We start from the raw sequence: 20,394 nt of genomic DNA, 5'->3' as shown, positions 1-20,394 counted from the left end.
CAGGTAAACCCACACAGGTGCGGCACAGCATCGGAAACCTGTGCAGTACCTGTGGGAGCGGGTTCACCCGCGAAGAGGCCGGAGCTGGCAGCGCAAGGCTTACTGAATCTGCTCCGGCGTCACGATCACCCAGTTCTTGTCCGCTGTAACCGGCAAGCCCTCCTTGGCCTGCGCTGCCGCATTCCTGGCAATCATCCCGTTGATCTGCTCCATGTACTTGGCTTTGCGGTTGATCCACAGGTGGATGCCGCCCTTGTCCACGTCCACGCCATGGAATTGCATGTAGCCGTCACTGGTTGGCGTATCACCTCCCACCAGTACCGGTTTCTTCCACTCATCGATATAGGTCAGGATGGCCGCGTGCTTGCCGGCCATCCAGGTGGCCGGAGTCCATAGGTATGGGGTCAGCTCCAGCCCGACGTTGGCCTTGGCATCGTAGTGCCCGGCAGTGATCTGCTTGCGAGCCGTGGTCAGTTGGCCGCTGGCCCGGTCCTTCAGCAGCAGGCTCACACCAATTACATTCTCTGGTTTCACGTTGTAGCCATACTTGGGGTCGGACGCGACCATCCGTACCAGCTCCTCGGAGGCAGCGGAAATCACGTAGACCTCGATACCGTTCTCCATCAGCTTGTTGTACAGCTCAGTCTGGCCCTTGAAGACCTTGGGCGGCTGCACTTCGATGGTCTTGACCTGGTCGCCTTCGTAGTAAGTGCTGGGGATCGGCTTGCCGGAGGCCATCATTTCATCCACCTGCACCTTCAGTTCCTGCAGGGTGAAGCCCGAGAACACCTGAGCTACCCACGGGTAGCAGACCATGTCGTCGACTTCACACAGCCGGTAGTAATAACTGAACAGGCTTTCCTTGTGGTCGGCGGTGTCCTTGAATGGCATCAGCTTCAACGAGGGGTCGAGCTTGTCGCGGCTCAGCAGGCCCTTGTTTTCCATGAATGGCAGCAAGGCCTCTTCAAGGTCATAGCGGTAACTGGTGTTATCCATGTCGAACACCGCGTAATTACCCTTGTTGGCGTTGGCGGTGATCAGGGTATCGAGTTGCTTGGCAGCCTCGGCCGGCCAGTGCTTGAGCTCGGTGGCGAAGGTTTCGATACTGAACAGCAGGGACAGGGCGACAGCGACAGCCTTCGGAGCAGATTTCATCGACGAATCTCCTGAAATGACCCCGAAACGCTAGTGCAACGAGGGTGGCAGGCGGCCTTTCATAACGACCCTCATACAACTGCAAACGCCGCGTTCATTGCAATGCGCGACATAGCGTTATTCCATAAACGACTATGCACATTCCATATGTGTATAAATTCGTTTGTTTTCAGGCTGTTAGCATTTCCGTTCGCAATCGCTCACAGAGGCGATGCCTCTATTGCCTTTTTTCCGCTGGAGCTTCAATGAACCTGCCGCTGTCCCTTAATCTGCTGGCATTCCTGGCCCTGTTGCTGGGCCTGGCACAAACCCGCCGCACCCACTGGAGCCTGGCCAGGAAGGTACTGCTGGGCCTGGTGCTGGGTGTGGTCTTCGGGCTGGCCCTGCACACCCTGTATGGCGCAGGCCACCCGGTGCTCAAGGCCACCATCGGCTGGCTCGACCTGGTCGGCAACGGCTATGTTGGCCTGTTGCAGATGATCGTCATGCCGCTGATCTTCGCCTCGATCCTCAGCGCTGTAGCGCGCCTGCACAATGCCTCGTCGCTGGGCCGCATCAGCGTGCTGAGCATTGGCACCCTGCTGCTGACTACCGCCATCGCTGCATTGATCGGCATCGTCCTGACCAACCTGTTCGGCCTCAGCGCCGAAGGCCTGGTGGCTGGTGCCCAGGAAAGCGCACGCATGCAGGTAATCCACAGCGACTATGCCGGCAAGGTCGCCGACCTCAACATCCCGCAGCTGCTGCTGTCGTTCATTCCCAGCAACCCGGTGGCTGACCTGGCGCGGGCGAAACCGACCTCGATCATCAGTGTGGTGATCTTTGCCGTATTCCTCGGCCTGGCCGCGTTGCAACTGATCAAGGACGATGCCGAGAAAGGCCAGCGCGCGCTGTTGGCCGTCGACACCCTGCAGGCCTGGGTGATGCGCCTGGTGCGGGTGGTGATGAAGTTGACCCCATATGGCGTGCTGGCGTTGATGGCCAAGGTAGTGGCCAGCTCGAACATGCAAGACATCCTCAAGCTGGGCAGCTTCGTGGTGGTGTCGTACCTGGGCCTGGGGCTGATGTTCGTGGTGCACGGCGTTATCCTCGCTGTCACCGGCGTGAACCCGCTGCGCTTCCTGCGCAAGGTGTGGCCGGTGTTGACCTTCGCCTTCACCAGCCGCTCCAGCGCCGCCAGCATTCCGCTGAACATCGAAGCGCAAACCCGCCGCCTGGGCGTGCCGCAGTCGATTGCCAGCTTCAGCGCCTCGTTCGGTACCACCATCGGGCAGAATGGCTGTGCCGGCCTCTACCCTGCCATGTTGGCGGTGATGGTGGCGCCGGCGATCGGCATCGATACCTTCGATCCGCTGTGGATCGCCACCCTGGTGGCCATCGTTACCCTGAGTTCGGCAGGGGTTGCCGGCGTAGGTGGCGGTGCCACGTTCGCCGCCCTGATCGTGCTACCGGCCATGGGCCTGCCGGTGGAACTGGTGGCGTTGCTGATTTCGGTAGAACCGCTGATCGACATGGGCCGCACGGCATTGAACGTGAATGGCTCGATGACCGCGGGCGTGGTGACCAGCCAACTGCTGAAAGAGACCGACAAGAATGTGCTGGCCGACGATGAGCATGTCGAGCTGAGCCATACCTGACAGATCGACGGGGCTGCGTTGCAGCCCCAAAACCTCAAACCTTGTCCCAAACCTCGAAGTGATACCCAGGCTTGCCTTCTTCGGCCTGAGCCTCGCTCGACACCAGTTTCCACTGCCCGTCATCAAACTCGGGGAACCAGGCATCTCCTTCCGGCGCCAACTCTACCCGTGTCAGGTACATCCGGCTGACCAACCCCTTCTCCAGGGCCTGCGCATACAGCTGTGCCCCACCAATCAGCATCAATTCACCGGCACCTTTCTCACGTGCCCACTGCTCGGCTCGCACCAGGGCTTCCTCCAGCGACCCAAACACCTCGGCACCGGCCAGCTCCAGCCCTGCCTGGCGGCTGACCACGATGTTCAGCCGCCCGGGCAGTGGCCGCCCCAGCGAATCCCAGGTCTTGCGCCCCATGATGATCGGCTTGCCCAGGGTGGTGGCCTTGAAGTACTTGAAATCCCCCGGCAGATGCCAGGGCATGGAATTGTCGATGCCGATCACGCGGTTTTCGGCGTGCGCCGCGATCAGGCTGAGGGGGAGTGATGTATTCATGCCAGCGAGGATAGCATCGGGCGTGTGGGTTATGCTTCTGCCCTGACCTGTGCAATGGAAGACCTTGTGACTGCTCCGACTTCCCTGGACAAGCGCTGGCTCACCGAAGCGGTACGCCTGCGCGAGGAACATGCTGGCCCCCTGGAGGACCAGGAAGCCAACCGTCGCGCCCGCCAGGCAGGCGGTGACCTGACGACCCGCCTTGAAACCCGTGCGTTGTTCCTGGCTGAACGCGATGGTATGAGCACCGCCCTGCGCCACTGGAAACAGGGTGCGCGCCTGGCGCTGCTGGCCTTGCTGATAATGGCCATGCTCAGCGGCGCAGGGCTGGCCCTGGCGGCCCTCGGTGATGGGCAACGCCCGGTGAATGTGTTCTGGGCACTGGGCAGCCTGCTCGGGCTTGACCTTCTGATGCTGCTGGGCTGGGCCATCGGCTTTGCCGCCAGCGGCGAATATAGCGCCGGGCTGGGCCGCCTGTGGCTTTGGCTGAGCGAACGCTTCGCCCGTGACGCCAAGGCCGCGCACCTGGCCCCGGCACTGCTGGTGCTGTTGCAGCGCCAGCGTCTCAGCCGCTGGTTGCTCGGCCTGCTGGTGCACGGCCTGTGGCTGCTGGCAATGCTGAGCGCGCTGGGCATGCTGTTGGCCTTGCTGGCCACCCGACGCTATGGTTTTGTCTGGGAAACCACCCTGCTCGCCGCCGACCCGTTCATCGAACTGACCCAGGCCCTGGGCGCCCTGCCCTCGCTGCTGGGCTTCGGCGTACCCGACGAAACCATGATCCGCGCGAGCGGCGGCAGCCTGCCGGCCCTGGACCCGGCCCGCCAGGCCTGGGCTAGCTGGCTGCTCGGCGTGGTGCTGGTTTATGGCCTGCTGCCACGTCTGCTGCTGGCCGGGTTGTGCCTGTGGCGCTGGCGCCAGGGCCGTGAACGCCTGGCCCTGGATCTCAGCCTGCCCGGCTACGCGCAGCTGCGTGATGCGCTGATGCCACGCAGCGAACGCATCGGCGTACAGGACGCCGCGCCCGAAGCCTTGCCGCAGTTCACCGCCGGCCAGTTGGAAAGCGGCAGCAGCGGCGCGCTGCTGGTCGGCCTGGAGCTGGATGATCAGCGGCCTTGGCCACCAGCCTTGCCGAAAGGCGTCACCGATGCCGGCGTGCTCGACAGCCGTGAATCGCGTAACCGGCTGCTGGAGCAGCTCGGCCGCTTCCCTCCGGCACGCCTGGCCATTGCCTGCGACCCACGCCGCTCGCCCGACCGGGGCAGCTTGGCGTTGCTCGCCGAACTGGCGCGCAATGCCGGCGCAACCCGCATCTGGCTGTTACAGACCGCACCGGGCCAGGCCCTCGACGCCCAGCGTCTGGGTGACTGGCACGAAGCCCTCGACCGGCTTGGCTTGCCACATGCCGATACCTCGCCCCTGACCTGGCTGGAGCATGGCCATGACTGAGCCGCTGAAACTGGCCGTGGTCGGCCACACCAACGTCGGCAAGACCTCGCTGCTGCGTACCCTGACCCGCGACGTCGGCTTTGGCGAGGTGTCCCATCGTCCCAGCACCACCCGCCATGTGGAAGGGGCGCGGCTGTCGGTGGACGGTGAGCCCCTGTTGGAGCTGTACGACACCCCAGGGCTGGAAGACGCCATCGCCCTGCTCGACTACCTTGAGCGCCTGGACCGTCCTGGCGAGCGCCTGGACGGCCCGGCCCGTCTGGAGCGATTTCTGCAAGGCAGCGAAGCGCGCCAGCGTTTCGAGCAGGAGGCCAAGGTGCTGCGCCAGCTGTTGGCCAGCAATGCCGGCCTGTATGTGATCGATGCCCGTGAGCCGGTACTGGCCAAGTACCGTGACGAGCTGGAGGTACTGGCCAGCTGCGGCAAGCCGCTGCTACCCGTGCTCAACTTCGTCGCCAGCCACTCGCATCGCGAAGCGCAATGGCGTGAAGCCCTTGCCCGGCTTGGCCTTCACGCATTGGTGCGGTTCGACAGCGTGGCGCCGCCAGAGGATGGCGAGCGCCGGTTGTACGAAAGCCTGGCGCTGCTGCTGGAAAACGCTCGCCCGGCCCTGCAGCGGCTGATCGACGATCAGCAAGCGCAGCGCCTGGCTCGCCGGCACAGCGGCAAGCGCCTGATCGCCGAACTGCTGCTGGACTGCGCCGCCTGCCGACGCAGTGTCGAGGCCGAGCCGGCTGCCGAAGCCCGGGCCATCGAGGCACTGCGTCAGGATGTGCGTCAGCGCGAACAGCGCTGTGTCGAAGCATTGCTCAAGCTGTACGCCTTCCGCCGCGAGGATGCCCATGCAGGCGAACTGCCGTTGCTGGATGGCCGCTGGGGCGATGACCTGTTCAATCCGGAGACCTTGAAACAGCTCGGCGTACGCCTTGGCAGCGGAGTGGCGGCGGGTGCTGCAGCCGGGGCCGGGGTCGACTTGCTGGTGGGTGGCCTGACCCTGGGCGCGGCGGCCCTCGCCGGGGCGATTGCCGGAGGCGCGCTGCAGACCGCTCGCAACTATGGGTCACGGCTGATAGGCAAGTTGAAAGGCAAGCGTGAGTTGACCGTGGACGATACGGTGTTGCGTTTGCTGGCCTTGCGTCAGCAGCAGTTGCTGGTCGCGTTGGAAAATCGCGGGCATGCAGCGCAGGACAGCATCAGGCTGGGCGAGCTGAAAGAACAAGCCTGGCGCGAGGGCAAGTTGCCGGAGGCCCTGGTAAAGGCCCGGGCGCATCCGCAATGGTCCACGCTGAATCCTGGGGCGAAGCTGAACCAGGCGGAGCGGCAGGCGCAGTTAGAGATGCTGGTTTCACAGATCTGAGCCAGCAGGCGGGCAAGCCCGCTCCCACAGCTACGCGCAAGCGTGATGCCTGTGCGATCCCTGTGGGTGCGGGCGTGCCCGTGAAGAGGCCTGGGGCAGCTTACTGCTGGGCCACCTTCTCCGACTTGCCGTCATAGCGCTTGCGCCATTCGGCCAGGATCTGGTCACGGTTCTGCGAAGCCCAGGCAAAGTCGTTCTTGATCAACCGCTGTTCATAATCCGCCGGCAACTCGGTCTGTGGCTTGGCGATACCCGGCGCGGCCAGCACGGCAAAGTTCTCCTTGTACAGCTCCATGGCCGCCGGGCTGGCCGAGAAATCAGCCAGGCGCCTGGCCGCATCCGCCTTGGGCGAACCCTTGATCACTGCGGTCGCCTCGATCTCCCAGCCCAGGCCTTCCTTCGGCAGCACGATGTCCAGCGGCGCGCCCTGGCGCTTGAGCTGCACGGCCGGATACTCGAACGAGATACCGATCGGGAACTCGCCCGCCGCGGCCAGCTTGCACGGTTTGGACCCGGAATGAACGTACTGACCGATGTTCTGGTGCAAGGCATCCATGTAAGCCCAGCCCTGCGGCTCGCCAAAGGTCTGCAACCAGGCACTGACATCCAGGAAACCGGTGCCGGACGAGGCCGGGTTGGGCATGACGATCTTGCCCTTGTACTCGGGCTTGGTCAGGTCCTGCCAGCTGACCGGCTTGCTCAGGCCCTGTTTCTCGGCCTCGATGGTATTGAAGCAAAGGGTGGCAGCCCACACGTCCATGCCGACCCAGGCTGGCGGGTTGGCCGCATCGCGATAGTTGTTGGCGATCTTGTCCAGGTCCTTGGGTGCATAGGCTTCGAGCATGCCGTTGTGATCGAGGATGGCCAGGCTCGATGCCGCCAGTCCCCATACGGCGTCAGCTTGCGGGCGATCTTTCTCGGCCAGCAGCTTGGCGGTGATGATGCCGGTGGAGTCACGGACCCACTTGATCTCGATGTCCGGGTTGGCCTTCTCGAAGGCCTGCTTGTAGCTCTTCAGCTGTTCGGCTTCCAGCGCGGTGTAGACCGTCAACTGGGTGGCCGCGGCCGAAGCCTGCAGGCTGAACACGGCAGAGACAGCAGCGGCAAGTGCAAGGTGCTTGTGCATGGGTAGGTTCCTTACAGGTCAGACGGTCGCGGCGCGTTGGCGCCAGGCTTGGGAGCGGCGCAGCAGGCCGCGTGAGGCTGCAGCCAGCAACAGTGAAGCGCCGGCACTGGTCAGCAGGATCAGGGTGGACATGGCGGCGGCTCCGCCGACGTTGCCAGCATCGTCCATGTTCAGCACGGCGACGGCAGCCAGGATGGTGTCGGGGCTGTACAGGAAGATCGCCGCCGATACCGTGGTCATCGCCGAGACGAACAGGTAGCGGATGATGTCCAGCAGCGCCGGCAGGCAGATCGGCACGGTCACCCGCAGGAAGTGCCGGTACAGCGGGGCCTTCAGCGACAGCGCGGCGGCCTCGAACTCGTCGTCGAGCTGGCGCAGGGCGGTGGCCGCGGTCATCTGCGCGGTGGTCAGGTAATGGGCAATGGTGCACACCACCAACAGCCCCATGCCGCCATAGAACACGTGCAGGGGGTTGCCGTTCAGGTTGAAGAAGAACACGTAGCCCAGGCCCAGGACCAGGCCCGGCACAGCCATGGGGATGAAACTGAGCAAGCGCAGCGCCTGGTTGAGCGGGCGTTGGCCCTGGGTCTTTTCCATCAGGTAGGCACCAGTAAAGATCACGATACTGCCGATCAGCGCAGTACCGATGGCCATTGTCACGCTGTTGCGGTAGGCCAGCCAGCCGCCCCCGGCGGTGTCCTCGAACAGGTAGTGACGCAGCGACAACGTCAGGTTGTAGGGCCAGAAGGTAACCAGGGAGGAATACACCGCCATGCCGATCACCAGCAGCAACGCCGCGCACACCAGCAGCACGATCGCCAGGAAGCAGGCATCGCGACTGCGCGACGGCTTGGGCTCGAACACCTGGGCGCGGCCACTCATGGCCTCGCCCTGGCGTCGGCGCAGCCAGGCGTCGACGGAAAAGCTCAAGAGCGCCGGCACCAGCAGCACCATGCCAATCAGCGCTCCACGGCCAAACTGTTGCTGGCCGACCACTGCCTTGTAGGCTTCCAGCGCCAGTACCTGATAATCGCCGCCGACCACGACAGGGACACCGAAGTCGGTGATGGTCAGGGTGAACACCAGGCAGAACGCCGCGAACACTGCCTGGCGCGTGGCCGGCCAGGTAACACTGGTGAAGGCCCGCCACGGCCCGGCGCCCATGCTGGACGCGGCGTCGAACAGGCGTGCATCGGCCAGCGACAAGGCTGACAGCAGGATCATCAGCGCATGCGGAAAGGTGTAGATTGCCTCGCCCAGCACGATCCCCCAGAAGCCGTAGATGTTGTCGTCGAGCAAGCCGCGCAGCAGGCCCTGGTTGCCGAACAGGTAGACCAGGGCAATGGCCGGCAGCATCGATGGCGCCAGCAGCGGTAGCAGGGAAATCCCCCGCCACAGGCCCTTCCCCGGGATCAATGTGCGTTGCAGGGCATAGGCGAACACATAGGCCAGTGGCACGACGATGGCCGCGACGGTGAAGGCTACTGCCAGGCTGTTGCCCAACAACCAGTGGAAGTTGGCGCTGGTAAACAGCTCGCGCGCTGCCACCAGGCCGCCTCCCTGGCCCGCTTCAGCGCTGAAGCCGCGCCAGAAGATCGCCAGCAGCGGCATCAGCACCGCCACCAGCAGAAGGATCAGCAGCAGGCTCTTGCCGCCGACGACGAACAACCGGTCACCCCGGGCGACGCCAGCGTTGTGAGCGGCCTGGGCCTGGTTCAACGGCAGGGACATGGGCGCGGCCATCTCAGGCAAACACCTGCAGGCGCTGCGGCGGCAGTGCCACCCAGATGTCCTGCGAGCCCAGCCGTGGCATGGCCTCGGGGGCCAGCTCGGCCAGCAGCGCATGACCTGGCAGGGCCTTGAGTTCGAAGCTCATGCGGCAGCGGTTGCCGAGAAAAGTGATCTCGCGGACCAACGCCGGGAACAGGTTGTCTTCGTGCACCGTCGGGTTGACCGTGATCGCCTCCGGGCGACAGAACAACCGGCCACTGTTGGCCAGGGCTGAACCCGGCACCAGGCGCATGTTCATGTCACCAACCCGGGCATGGCTGTCGCCACTGCGCCGGAACGGCAACCAGTTGCCCTGGCCGACGAATTCGGCGACGAATGGCGTGGCGGGCCTATCGTAGATGTCCTGTGGCGTGGCGTACTGCTCGACCTGGCCGTTGTTCATCACCGCAATGCGGTCGGCCATCAGCATGGCTTCGTCCTGGTTGTGGGTCACCATCAACGTAGTGATGCCCAGCTGGCGCTGCAGCTGGCGCAGTTCGCTGCACAGGTGCTCACGCACCCTGGCATCCAGCGCCGACATCGGCTCGTCGAGCAGCAGCAGGGAGGGCGACGGCGCCAGCGCGCGGGCCAGGGCCACGCGCTGCTGCTGGCCACCCGAGAGCTGGCCGGGATACTTTTTCTCGCTACCGACCAGGCCTACCAGCGCCAGCATTTCCGCCACCCGTTGACGCGCCTGGTCGCGGCCGTTACCGGTCAGCCCGTAGGCAATGTTGGCTTCGACGGTCAGGTTGGGAAACAACGCGTAGGACTGGAACAGGATGCCGTAGTCACGTGCCTGGGGTGGCAGCCTCGAGACATCGCGCGCGCCGATGTACAGCGTGCCGCTGTCCTGGCGCTCCAACCCGGCGATGCAGCGCAGCAGGGTGGTCTTGCCGCAGCCGGACGGGCCCAGCAGGCACACCAGCTCGCCGGCGGCGATGTCCAGCGAGACATCATTGAGCGCGGTGAAGGCACCGAAGCGCTTGTGGATGTTGCGCACTTTCATCTGTGCGCCAGGGGTGGAGGAATTCATGGCAGGGCCTCATCGAAGAGATGGGGGCCATGCTAGGAAGGCTGTGCGAAGGTTCTGTGGCTTTAGGGCAAAAGCCGGTGATAGTGATATAGGCAGATTTTGCAGTGGCCTTCGCGGGCCTCTTCGCGGGTAAACCCGCTCCCACGGGGATCGCGCCGGATCTGAAGGCTGTGCAGTACCTGGGGAGCGGGTTTACCCGCGAAGAAGCCAACACAAATCTAGAACTGTGAACCGGCCACTTCCTGCGCAACCCCGAGGAAGGCCGCCGGCAACCGGGCCTGGCGCCGCTCCTTCAGGCAATACAGGTACTCGTGCATCACCGGCGCGTTTTCCAGCGTCAGCACGCGCAACTCGGGGTTGTGCGGCACCTCGTGCCGGGCAATCACACTGATGCCGATATTGCGCAAAACCGCCTCGCGGATCGACTCACGGCTGCCGATTTCCAGCAACGTTCCAGCCATCACCCCTGCGTCCCGCAGCATCTGTTCGGTCAGCTTGCGTGTGGTCGAACCCTTTTCGCGCAGCAGCAGGCAATGCCCGGCCACCGCCTCGATCGACACCGCCTGGCGTTGGGCCAATGGATGATTGCGGTGCACCGCCACCACCAACGGGTCGGTCCCCAGCACCCGCCGCACCAACCGCGCATCCTCCACCAGCTGCGACGAAGCAGCAATATCCACTCGGTACTCCTCGAGCATTTCCAGTACCTGCTGCGAGTTGCCGATTTCCACCGCCACATCCACCTGCGGCAGGCGTTCACGGTAGATTTTCACCAGGTCGAGAATGTAGTAAGGCGCCGTGGCGGCAATGCGCAAGCTGCCCTGAGCCTGGCCGCTGTTGCGCAATTCGAACTCGATGTCGGCCTCCTGCTGCAGCAGCGCCTTGACCATCGGCAGCAGGCGCCCGCCCTCCTCGCTCAACACCAGGCGCCGTCCGCCGCGGTAGAACAGCTCCACCGCGTACTGGCTTTCCAGGTTACGAATCTGCGTGGTCACCGTGGGCTGGCTGAGTCCGAGCTTCTTCGCCGCAAGGGTGATGCTGCCCAGGCGGGCTACCATGTAGAAGGCTTTGAGCTCAGAACTCAGCATGCAGGTCCTCTATTTGCGCAACAGGCGCAAGCCGTTGAATACCACCAGCAGGCTGACGCCCATGTCGGCAAATACCGCCATCCACATGGTGGCCATGCCGGCAAAGGTGATCGCCAGGAATATCGCCTTGATACCCAACGCCAGAACGATGTTCTGCATGAGGATCGCCGCACTTTGCCGCGACAGCCTGACGAAGGCAGGGATTTTCCGCAAGTCGTCGTCCATCAGCGCAACATCGGCGGTTTCGATGGCGGTGTCGGTACCGGCCGCCGCCATGGCAAAACCGATCTCGGCGCGGGCCAGTGCCGGGGCATCGTTGATGCCGTCGCCGACCATGCCCACCCGATGGCCTTGGGCGTACAACGCTTCGATGCTGCTCAGCTTGTCGGCAGGCAGCAGGTTGCCTTCGGCGCGGTCGATCCCGACCACGGCAGCGATGGCCTGTGCGGTGTGCGGATTGTCACCGGTCAACATCACGGTCTTGATGCCCAACTCGTGCAGTTCGACGATGGCCTGACGGCTGCTGTCCTTGACCGTATCGGCCACGGCAAACAAGGCCAAAGGGCCGGTGCGGTCGAGCAGCAGCACCACGGTCTTGCCCTGACGTTCCAGCGCATCCAGCTGAGCTTCCAGCTGCGGCGAGCACAGGCCCAGCTCCTCGACCATGCGGTGGTTGCCCAGGTGGTAGACCTCACCCGCAATGCTGCCTCGCACACCTCGGCCGGCCAGGGCGGCGAAGTTCTCGACCTCGGCCAGGGCCAGGCCTTGTTGCTTGCCGAACTGGGCGATGGCGCGGGACACCGGGTGGTCCGAACGCTCGCCCAGGCTGGCGGCCAGGGCCTGGGCGCGGCCTTCGTACAGCGGCTCCAGCACCTTGGCGTCGGTCTGCACGGGCTTGCCATGGGTGATCGTGCCGGTCTTGTCCAGCGCCAGTAAGTCCAGATGGCGGCCGCCCTCCAGATACACGCCGCCCTTGATCAGGATGCCTTTGCGCGCGGCGGCGGCCAGCCCGCTGACGATGGTTACCGGGGTCGAGATCACCAATGCACACGGGCATGCCACCACCAGCAGCACCAGGGCGCGATAGACCCAGTCGAACCAGGCGCCGGCCATGAACAGCGGCGGTATTACCGCCACGGCCAATGCAATGGCGAATACCACCGGCGTGTAGATGCGCGAGAAGCGGTCGACGAACCGCTGGGTAGGCGCCCGAGCACCTTGCGCTTGCTCGACCGCCTTGATGATCCGCGCCAGGGTCGATTGCCCGGCAGCTGCGGTAACGCGAAACTCCAGTGCGCCCGCCTGGTTGATGGTGCCGGCGAACAGTTTGTCCCCCACCGCCTTCTCCACTGGCAGGCTTTCGCCGGTGATCGGCGCCTGATCGACGCTGGATTGCCCGCTGGTCACTTCGCCGTCCAGGCCAATCCGCTCGCCGGGGCGCACCCGCACCAAGGCACCGATGGTCACCTCACGCACCTCCACTTCACGCCATTGGCCATCGGCTTGGCGCACGGTGGCCATGTCCGGGGCGAGCTGCATCAGGCCGCCGATGGCATTGCGCGCCCGGTCCAACGAACGGGCTTCGATCAGTTCGGCGACGGTGAACAGCACCATCACCATGGCGGCTTCCGGCCACTGACCGATCAGCACGGCGCCGGTCACGGCAATGCTCATCAGCGCGTTGATATTGAGGTTGCGGTTCTTGAGAGCGATCCAGCCCTTCTTGTAGGTACCCAGGCCACAGCCAAGGATTGCCGCCAGCGCCAGTGCCGCCACCACCCATTCCGGGGCTAGCGCCGCAAAGTGCACAATTTCGGCGGCGAGCGCGGCGACAGCCGACAAAGCCAGCGGCCACCAGCGAGCCCTGGCCGATTGCGGCGCGCTGGCGGTGCCGTCATCTGCACTGCCAAGCGGCTCGGCTTTCATGCCCAGGCTGTCGATCGCCTGCTCGATTTCGGCAGTGCCGTTCAAGGTGTGACGCACGCCGAGTACGCGATTTATCAGGTTGAATTCCAGCTGCTCGACACCCGCAAGCTTGCCCAGCTTGTCCTGGATCAGCGTTTGCTCGGTCGGGCAGTCCATGGCCTCGATGCGGAAGCGGCTGAGCTGGGCATGGCTGCTGGCCTTTCCGCTCACCTGTACCTTGGCGGGCGCAACGGTGGCTCCACAGCAGCTGTGGGCGTGGTGGTGATGCTTGTGTTCGTGGCTGACAGGCTGGTTCATGGGTTCGTCCTTAATATGAGCCTGTTGCCAAGTGAACACCCTGTAGCCACTATAGGGTCAAGCCACTTGCTGGAGATTTGCTGATGAAGATCGGAGAACTGGCCAAGGCCACTGATTGCGCCGTGGAAACCATCCGCTACTACGAACGCGAACAGCTGCTGCCGGAGCCGGCACGTACAGAAGGCAACTACCGGTTGTACACCCAGGCTCACGTCGAGCGGCTGACCTTCATCCGCAACTGCCGCACCCTGGACATGACCCTCGACGAAATCCGCAGCCTGCTACGCCTGCGCGACAGCCCGGAGGGTTCTTGCGGCAGCGTAAATGCGTTGATCGACGAGCACATCGAGCACGTGCAGGCGCGGATCGATGGTCTGGTGGCGCTGCAGCAGCAACTTGTGGAATTGCGCAGGCGCTGCAATACGCAAGGGGCAGAATGCGCGATTTTGCAGCAGCTGGAGACGAATGGGGCAGTATCGGTGCCGGATACCGAGCATTCGCATGTGGGGCGAAGCCACGGGCATTGAGAATTCCGGGGCTGCTTCTGCGCCCCGGCGATTCAGAACATCACACCGCCATCGGCGCCGTCATCGGCGCATGGTGCTCATACCCTTCCAGCCAGAAATCACTCGGCTCGATCTTCTCCAGCCACTCCGGCTCGTACCTGCCCGTATCGGCGAACGCCGGCACGCGGTCGCTGATCACCAGCTTCGGCGCTTCCAGCGGCTCGCGCCTGAGCTGCTCGTTGAGCATGTCGAGGTGGTTTTCATACACATGGGCATCGCCGATGAAGTAGGTGAACCAACGCGGGGTGTAGCCGGTCAGGCGGCCGAACAGCGACAGCAGCGCCGCACCTTCGGTGAGATTGAACGGTGTACCCACGCTCTTCCTCCGACGCCTTTTCTGCACCAGCAGCCGCAACTCGTGGGCTGCACAGGAGAACTCCCCGTGTGCATTTCCAATTATGCACATTTCGATAAGCACTGTCCAGCTTTCTCTATATAAGTCAGTAGCTTAGGCAGCCAAGGCCCCAGCCCATGTGGGCTGGGGCCGCTTGGTCGGTCGGTTTGTATTATCATCGTGCCAGCACTGGATTGCGTAACGGTAGAAATGATGAAAATTGACGTAATGATGAGGGATATCCGAGTCATCCCTCTGGACAAGATCAAGCTCGACCAGGAGAACGTCCGCTTCGGCAACGACGTCGCACAGAACCAACGCGAGGCGATCAAGCTCATGCTGTCCGCCCCGGAAGACGCGAAGAAGCTGCTCCGTCTGGCCGAACACATCGCTGAGCATGGCCTGGATCCGACAGAGCTCCAGCTCGTAACCCCCGACGACGATGGCAACTTCATTGTTCTGGAAGGAAACCGCCGCCTCACGGCATTGAAGCTTCTGCAACGACCTGATCTCTGCCCCTCAGATCGTGGCTATAAAGGCTTTCTAAAAGCTCATAACTCGCTGGCGAATGGCGTACCTGAAAGCCTGCAGTGCAGTGTTGTAGCAACGCGTGTTGATGGAGACATGTGGATTGAGCTTAAACATACCGGCGAAAATCGTGGTGTAGGCCGGGTAGGCTGGGACAGCGACATCCGAGACGAACGACGGGCCCGAACTACCGGTATTGAATCCATCGGTCGACAAGTTCGCAACTTGATCACTGAGAACCAGCACATCTTCTCCAGCAAAGCGGAACTCGATGTATTCGAGGTCGACGTCACGACCCTTACACGTATTTTTTCCTCCAGCCTGGGGCAAAGCACCTTCCGCCTGAAAGTCGAGAATAAGCTGCTTGTGCCACAGCTCCCACTCGAACATATCGCTCCATCCCTGGAGTTCTTGCTGGACATGTTTGTATCTCATGGATACAACGTCAACGATGTCCGCAAACACGAAAACCAAGTAATTACACTTGGTCACATCCCCCCTGAAATTTTGCCACACAAACTGGCGGAAGCTGCAAAGGTTAAACCTGCTCCATTACCCCGGCCAACTCCGGAACCAACAAAGCCCGAAGTAAGCCCAGCTACCGGAACGACTGACCAGGGAACTTCAGACGTCAATAGCCCGCCGCCTGAAATCACTCCGAGCGCGCCCAGCGGAGATAATAGCCAAGTTATTCCCCCTAATGTCGGCGTACCTACTGAAGGGAAAGGCACCGAGCAGGAAAATGGAAGTAAGGGTGTAGATGCCAACACACCTCCAGCTCAACCAGGCGTACCTCAAGCACCTCAACTTCCGGCTGGCGGCTCAGGCACTCAAGGTGGTAACGCTAAGCCTGTTCCTGAACCACAGCAAGAGCCTGGCATACGTGCAAAGCCACAGGTTCGCGCCCGGAAGTATTTGACCCCATTCTCTTTGAAGATTACCAACTCGAGAATTAACTCGATCTACAATGAGCTTCGCACTGTACTGCGTGTTGATGAATGCCCCAATGCGACCGCAATTACTTTCCGAGTCTTCATGGAAACTACTTGCGACGAGTACATTCAACTTCAGAAAGATGCAGGCACGCCGATCAAACGCTGGGATACTAACCAGGAATTAAGAGGTGGTGGCAATGGCGACAAACTGGTGCTAAAGGTACAGTCGGTCGTTAAACATTTAGAGGCGGAAAAACGCATGCCCGCGCCGGCAGCCAAAGCCATCTTCAAGCGTGCCAGCTCCTATGATCAGCCAGGATCTGTAGACCACTTCAACCTATTCGTTCATGGCACGCATAGTATCCCTTTGCCATCAGAATTGAAGGACATTGCGGAAGAATACCGCCCAATGCTTGAAGCTATCTGGAGATAAGGCATTGGAAAATACCTTGTTATGTGTTTTCATGTGCGGCTTGATAGGCTGGGGTCAGATTCATGGGCGCTTCTAAGGTATTTTCCACTCCGCTACGCTACCCTGGTGGTAAAGGAAAATTTGCTCACTTCATTAAACGCATGTTTGAAGTGAACAACTTGCTGGACGGCCATTACGCTGAGCCATATGCAGGTGGTGCTGGAGTTGCCTTGGAATTGATGTTCCATGAGTACGCTTCAGTTATTCACATCAATGATCTTGATCCGGCCATTTACGCGTTCTGGAAATCGGTGGTTCATCATACCGACGAGATCAGCAAAGTTATCCATGACACACCCGTCACCATGGAAAACTGGCACAAATTCAAGGCAGTCCTGGCTAATCCTCAGGACTGCTCTGTCGTCGACCTGGCCATGGCCACCTTTTTCCTGAATCGCACCAACCGCTCTGGAATTCTCAAAGCTGGCGTTATTGGCGGCCAAGAGCAAGCCGGAAAATGGAAACTCGATGTACGCTTTAATAAACCCGAACTCATCAAGCGAATTGAGCTGATCGGCAAGTTCAAGAATCGCATCAAGATCTATAATGAAGACGCTCTGAGCTTCATCAATAACGTAATACCCACCCTCCCCCAGAAATCCCTCACGTATCTCGACCCGCCCTACTACATCAAGGGATCCGGACTCTACCGTAACTTCTACGTTCACGACGACCACGTTCAGATTGCCAAGGCACTTGGCAGTGCTGACAAGCCGTGGATCGTTTCCTACGACAACGTGGATGAAATCAAAGAGATCTATGCCGATTACCGGCAGGATGAGTATTTCCTGAGCTACACAGCCCAAGAAAAGAAGAAGGGTTCGGAAGTGATGATTTACGGGCCGGGGATTGTTGCCCCAGAGAGCGGCCTGAACAGAAAGGCGTCCTAGACCAATTGAAACGATAAGTCAGCCCTGGCGCACCATCTGATGCAGTGCGCCAGGAACCGTGGTCATTGCTGAGCGTTAGGTACTGCTTCTAACGTAGGCCGCGCCTCTTCCGCCTCTGCGGAAGCCGACTTCTGGGCCGACTGAACCACGGTCACAAGCTCACCGATAGCCTTGACCAACTGGTCTTTAGCAGCCTTCTCCTTCGCAGCGTCCTCGCTCTCCCTCTCCGCATCAAGGCGCTTGAACGTCTCGCGGATCTCTTCGCTGAACACGCTGACGGAGACGATGTTCTCCTGCCGGAATCCAACAGGCTCCAGCGGGATATCGCCCGGATAGTCGGTGGTGTACACCACTTTGAGGGTGTCCTTGTCCCGATAGCCGCTGACGGTCGGAATGAGCAGAATCTCAAGATTCACGCCCGTCACCTCGGTCGGAGCCCCTACGTCCATGATGTAGCCGACGTAGACCTTCCGATCCTCCATCGTGATCATCACTTCGTTTTTGGTAACAAAGGCCTCAACGAGAGTCGAGCCGATAGGGCTATGCTGCGCCGACTCGCCCAGCAGATAGGCCGCGATGGCGTCATCCCTGGAAACGCCCAGCTGCCACTTCATGATCCGGACGGTTAAAAACTCCCAGATGCTCGGCATGAGGAGCGTCAGTAGCCCGGAGAGCATAAGGAACACCGCGACAGGACTAAATTTGTCGCCGGCAATGTCCCACTCTTTCACCAGGGCAGACAATTTACCCATAAAGTCGGTGTTTACGGGGTAGCAGGAGGCAGCTGCTGCCTCCGCGCCTTGGGCCCATTTGGGGCAGAACGTACCCCAGTCATGAGAGACGAGCCCAATCAGCACCGCCGTAAGCATCATGGCCGACAGGAAGCAGTAAATGCCGTAGCGCCCTACCTGTAGATACAGCAGCTGACCGTCATAGCGGTGCAGCTTGCAGTACACCATGGGATCTTTCAGGCACACCAAAAAGCCACTCACCAGGAGCGGCAGGAGGAGTAATAGAGCCATTTAGTCGGTATCAGCGTCCGTGTTAACCAGTTTCTTGGCTTTCTCGCGAGAGGAGCGAACCAAGTCTTCGATCTCTTTGACGTCCATGGACATGCGACCATCCCTCACCACAAGGGTGTCGATGTTCTTGATCGCTTTCATGAAGGCCTCGTCTTCGGCCTTCTTCGCATCGCTACGATGTCCAATTCGATTGAAAAACATAAGTGATTCCAGTGAAAAGGATCAGGGGACTTGCGCCCGGATTATAGCATATGCAGTAAAAATGCGTTTTTAAGGCTTCGGTAGCGCTCCGGCGAAGCTCTTCAGCACCGCTTCCACCTGCGGAGGCACCTCGAATGGGTGCTTAGTGAACGCATTGCTGAGGTGCCCCAGGATGAAATCGTAAATGCGCCCGCGACTCGCCCTATGCACCAGCAGGTCGTGCTGAGCGATACCGGTTGCATCGAAAAGCAGATCGATCTGGAGCTCATCGTCTGTCCGCATGATGACTCGCCACATGAAGCGCGGCAGGCTTTTGTACAGCGTGTCGTGAAGCGGAATGCCCAACGCCGGGTACTCTTCGCGAGCCGACGTCTTGTAGTCACTCGCGTTGGTCAGGAAGATATCCCACTCCACTCGTGGGATGTCAGTGTCGGCACGAACTTCCTCGATCAACGTATCCAGATACAAAATCGCTGCATGGATCTCGCCGTATGGGATTCGGATTTTGTGGTACAGCGGAATCATGACAAAGCGGTTATGAATATCCGCGAACACCTCCCCTGGCCACGACGTCTTCAGCATCGTCATGTCACTGGAGTGAGATGGGCCAACCATGCTCGCCGCACACCAGGTCATCCGAGCAAATGGCCCAGCCTGGTCGTCGTGCGCGTACAGCCTGTCGATTCGCTCAGCACGCAACTGGAAACCAGTAGTCCGCTGAGGCAGAGGAGGCCCGTCGCTGAGCGAGTAGCCGGTGATCGCCACCGCGTGCAGCCCCTCAAACGAGAACCTGTCATCACCCTGGTATTCCCTGAGCGCGAATGCGAGCACGCAGGGGATTTTGCCCTTGAGGAAAGCGTATGCCACGCCGTTAAGGGTATGGCGATCAATGGTACTGATGACCATTGGCTCGAGCTCTAGCTTCCGAACCGCTGCAGCCATTTGGCTCGCTGTCAGGCCGTTGTTCGGGAATGCACGAGCGCTGGCCAAAGCCAGGTTCTCAGGCATGTGTTCCGCAGCCCAGTCGGTGATCACTACCGGAGGCGGGATTTGATGCTGGAACAGCTTCCCGGTGCCCTGGAAGCATGACCACAAGGCGCTGGTAGCACATGCCGCAACCACAGTGTCCTGCTCTTGGTAGGCCAGGCTTTGAACCTCGAGCCTCAAACCGAAAAGGTGAACCTCGTAGGTACGCAGACTCGGGAAATGGCGCCGTCCGCCATCTGAGGGATAAGTCCGCAAGCAGGTACGACCGATGATCGATTGCGGTAGCGGCTTGACCACCACAAAACCAAGGTAGGCATCACTAAGCGCTTGCTCGCTTAGCCCACCCTCGCCGACAGTGATGCAGTTGTCGAAATCTTCGGAGCTGAAGGCAATATCGAAGAAATGCAGACGATGCGTCCGCCGCTCATAGGCGCGGAAGCATCGATCATAGTAAGCCGCGTAATCCTCAAGGTAGTCCTTGTCGATGTACTCGGTCTCGACAACTATGGTTTTGGCCTTGAGCTCTTTGAAATATTCTTCGAAGTAGTTTCGATGAATTTTCCGACCAATCTGACCATGAGATGCTCCGGCAGAGCCGTTAGCAAAGCACTGGATCAGGTTTGAGATAGTGTAAGGGTGGACTGCAAACGCCAAAGATCACCTGCCGACGTCAAGCCAGGGTGATCGGGCGGTTCAGCTCCTCAGGGGGAATGACGCTAGCCCTGTTGAAGTCCTCGATAACACCTCGAGCAAACGCAGCGGCTTGAGCCAGCTGACGCCCGGCATCCTCAGACTGAAACCAACGAGCTACAGCCTCACGGTCTGTAGCAGACACGAGTGGAGCGGGCGCGAGGGCATCCAACTGATTATTGACCATGGCTATCAACCGTCCTAAAAAATGATTTCAGGGATCTCGGTACAATATCATTGCACCGTGCAAACCAACAAGTAGACCCCACGTGCTAGCTAAGTAACAGGTAGGGAAAATCTGACGAAAGGCGTGCGGAGCCTAGAACAAAAAGCAAAATGCCGCCATAAAATTTTTCGCCACCCGACCAGTAACCGCTTACCAAA

Annotated in this window: 17 protein-coding genes; 6 read left to right on the top strand and 11 right to left on the bottom strand. The window is 61.0% G+C overall.

What is annotated here, in order from left to right:
* Positions 1 to 99: 99 nt before the first annotated feature.
* Entirely contained in the window at positions 100 to 1,155 is a 1,056-nt protein-coding gene (locus ACVWZT_RS10295) for a haloacid dehalogenase-like hydrolase (RefSeq protein WP_457469204.1), read from the bottom strand.
* 245 nt (positions 1,156 to 1,400) lie between these two features.
* Between ACVWZT_RS10295 and ACVWZT_RS10290 the strand changes: the two genes are divergently transcribed.
* Positions 1,401 to 2,792, top strand: a complete 1,392-nt coding sequence (locus ACVWZT_RS10290) for an L-cystine transporter (RefSeq protein WP_457469202.1) — start codon at positions 1,401 to 1,403, stop codon at positions 2,790 to 2,792.
* Positions 2,793 to 2,826: 34 nt separating this feature from the next.
* Here the strand turns inward: ACVWZT_RS10290 and ACVWZT_RS10285 are convergent, their stop codons facing one another.
* Entirely contained in the window at positions 2,827 to 3,342 is a 516-nt protein-coding gene (locus ACVWZT_RS10285; protein WP_296232646.1) for a dihydrofolate reductase, read from the bottom strand.
* 54 nt (positions 3,343 to 3,396) lie between these two features.
* On the opposite strand from ACVWZT_RS10285, the gene ACVWZT_RS10280 reads away from it, so the two are divergent.
* On the top strand, positions 3,397 to 4,788 hold the full coding sequence (locus ACVWZT_RS10280; RefSeq protein WP_457469201.1) for a DUF2868 domain-containing protein: 1,392 nt from the start codon (positions 3,397 to 3,399) through the stop codon (positions 4,786 to 4,788).
* Entirely contained in the window at positions 4,781 to 6,145 is a 1,365-nt protein-coding gene (locus ACVWZT_RS10275) for a GTPase/DUF3482 domain-containing protein (protein ID WP_296232642.1), read from the top strand. The genes ACVWZT_RS10280 and ACVWZT_RS10275 overlap by 8 nt, the downstream gene beginning before the upstream one ends.
* Before the next feature lie 100 nt (positions 6,146 to 6,245).
* Here the strand turns inward: ACVWZT_RS10275 and ACVWZT_RS10270 are convergent, their stop codons facing one another.
* The 5 genes from ACVWZT_RS10270 to ACVWZT_RS10250 form a co-directional block, all read right to left on the bottom strand.
* On the bottom strand, positions 6,246 to 7,271 hold the full coding sequence (locus ACVWZT_RS10270; protein WP_457469199.1) for a putative 2-aminoethylphosphonate ABC transporter substrate-binding protein: 1,026 nt from the start codon (positions 7,269 to 7,271) through the stop codon (positions 6,246 to 6,248).
* A gap of 18 nt (positions 7,272 to 7,289) precedes the next feature.
* Positions 7,290 to 9,014 carry a putative 2-aminoethylphosphonate ABC transporter permease subunit gene (locus ACVWZT_RS10265; protein WP_457469197.1) on the bottom strand — a complete coding sequence of 575 codons (1,725 nt, stop codon included), beginning with the start codon at positions 9,012 to 9,014 and terminating at the stop codon, positions 7,290 to 7,292.
* Position 9,015: 1 nt separating this feature from the next.
* Positions 9,016 to 10,074: a putative 2-aminoethylphosphonate ABC transporter ATP-binding protein gene (locus ACVWZT_RS10260; RefSeq protein ID WP_457469195.1), complete on the bottom strand. Its 1,059-nt coding sequence runs from the start codon at positions 10,072 to 10,074 to the stop codon at positions 9,016 to 9,018.
* 218 nt (positions 10,075 to 10,292) lie between these two features.
* Positions 10,293 to 11,162 (bottom strand): LysR family transcriptional regulator, encoded by an 870-nt coding sequence (locus ACVWZT_RS10255; protein ID WP_457469193.1) that lies wholly within the window; start codon positions 11,160 to 11,162, stop codon positions 10,293 to 10,295.
* A 9-nt stretch (positions 11,163 to 11,171) separates the two neighbouring features.
* Entirely contained in the window at positions 11,172 to 13,385 is a 2,214-nt protein-coding gene (locus ACVWZT_RS10250; RefSeq protein ID WP_457469191.1) for a heavy metal translocating P-type ATPase, read from the bottom strand.
* 83 nt (positions 13,386 to 13,468) lie between these two features.
* Between ACVWZT_RS10250 and cadR the strand changes: the two genes are divergently transcribed.
* Entirely contained in the window at positions 13,469 to 13,912 is a 444-nt protein-coding gene (cadR, locus tag ACVWZT_RS10245; RefSeq protein WP_296232633.1) for a cadmium resistance transcriptional regulator CadR, read from the top strand.
* Between the two features lie 40 nt (positions 13,913 to 13,952).
* Here the strand turns inward: cadR and ACVWZT_RS10240 are convergent, their stop codons facing one another.
* On the bottom strand, positions 13,953 to 14,357 hold the full coding sequence (locus tag ACVWZT_RS10240) for a thymidylate synthase (protein WP_457469190.1): 405 nt from the start codon (positions 14,355 to 14,357) through the stop codon (positions 13,953 to 13,955).
* Positions 14,358 to 14,498: 141 nt separating this feature from the next.
* On the opposite strand from ACVWZT_RS10240, the gene ACVWZT_RS10235 reads away from it, so the two are divergent.
* Together ACVWZT_RS10235 and ACVWZT_RS10230 are read left to right on the top strand one after the other, a co-directional pair.
* Positions 14,499 to 16,181, top strand: coding sequence for a hypothetical protein (locus ACVWZT_RS10235; RefSeq protein WP_457469189.1), 1,683 nt, complete (start codon positions 14,499 to 14,501; stop codon positions 16,179 to 16,181).
* 62 nt (positions 16,182 to 16,243) lie between these two features.
* Positions 16,244 to 17,110 carry a DNA adenine methylase gene (locus tag ACVWZT_RS10230; RefSeq protein ID WP_457469188.1) on the top strand — a complete coding sequence of 289 codons (867 nt, stop codon included), beginning with the start codon at positions 16,244 to 16,246 and terminating at the stop codon, positions 17,108 to 17,110.
* Between the two features lie 62 nt (positions 17,111 to 17,172).
* On the opposite strand, the gene ACVWZT_RS10225 is transcribed toward ACVWZT_RS10230, so the two are convergent.
* The 3 genes from ACVWZT_RS10225 to ACVWZT_RS10215 all read right to left on the bottom strand — a co-directional run bounded on the left by ACVWZT_RS10225 (position 17,173) and on the right by ACVWZT_RS10215 (position 19,974).
* Entirely contained in the window at positions 17,173 to 18,132 is a 960-nt protein-coding gene (locus tag ACVWZT_RS10225) for a hypothetical protein (protein WP_457469187.1), read from the bottom strand.
* Complete coding sequence (locus tag ACVWZT_RS10220; protein WP_192907625.1) at positions 18,133 to 18,333, bottom strand: hypothetical protein; 201 nt, start codon at positions 18,331 to 18,333, stop codon at positions 18,133 to 18,135.
* A 69-nt stretch (positions 18,334 to 18,402) separates the two neighbouring features.
* A complete protein-coding gene (locus tag ACVWZT_RS10215; RefSeq protein WP_457469186.1) occupies positions 18,403 to 19,974 on the bottom strand; it encodes a hypothetical protein in 1,572 nt (523 codons plus the stop codon).
* Positions 19,975 to 20,394: the final 420 nt, after the last annotated feature.

It is taken from the genome of Pseudomonas sp. TE21394 (genome assembly GCF_054057835.1).
The sequence above is the reverse complement of the archived record's forward strand: the minus strand, read 5'-3'. Positions and strand labels throughout refer to the sequence as shown.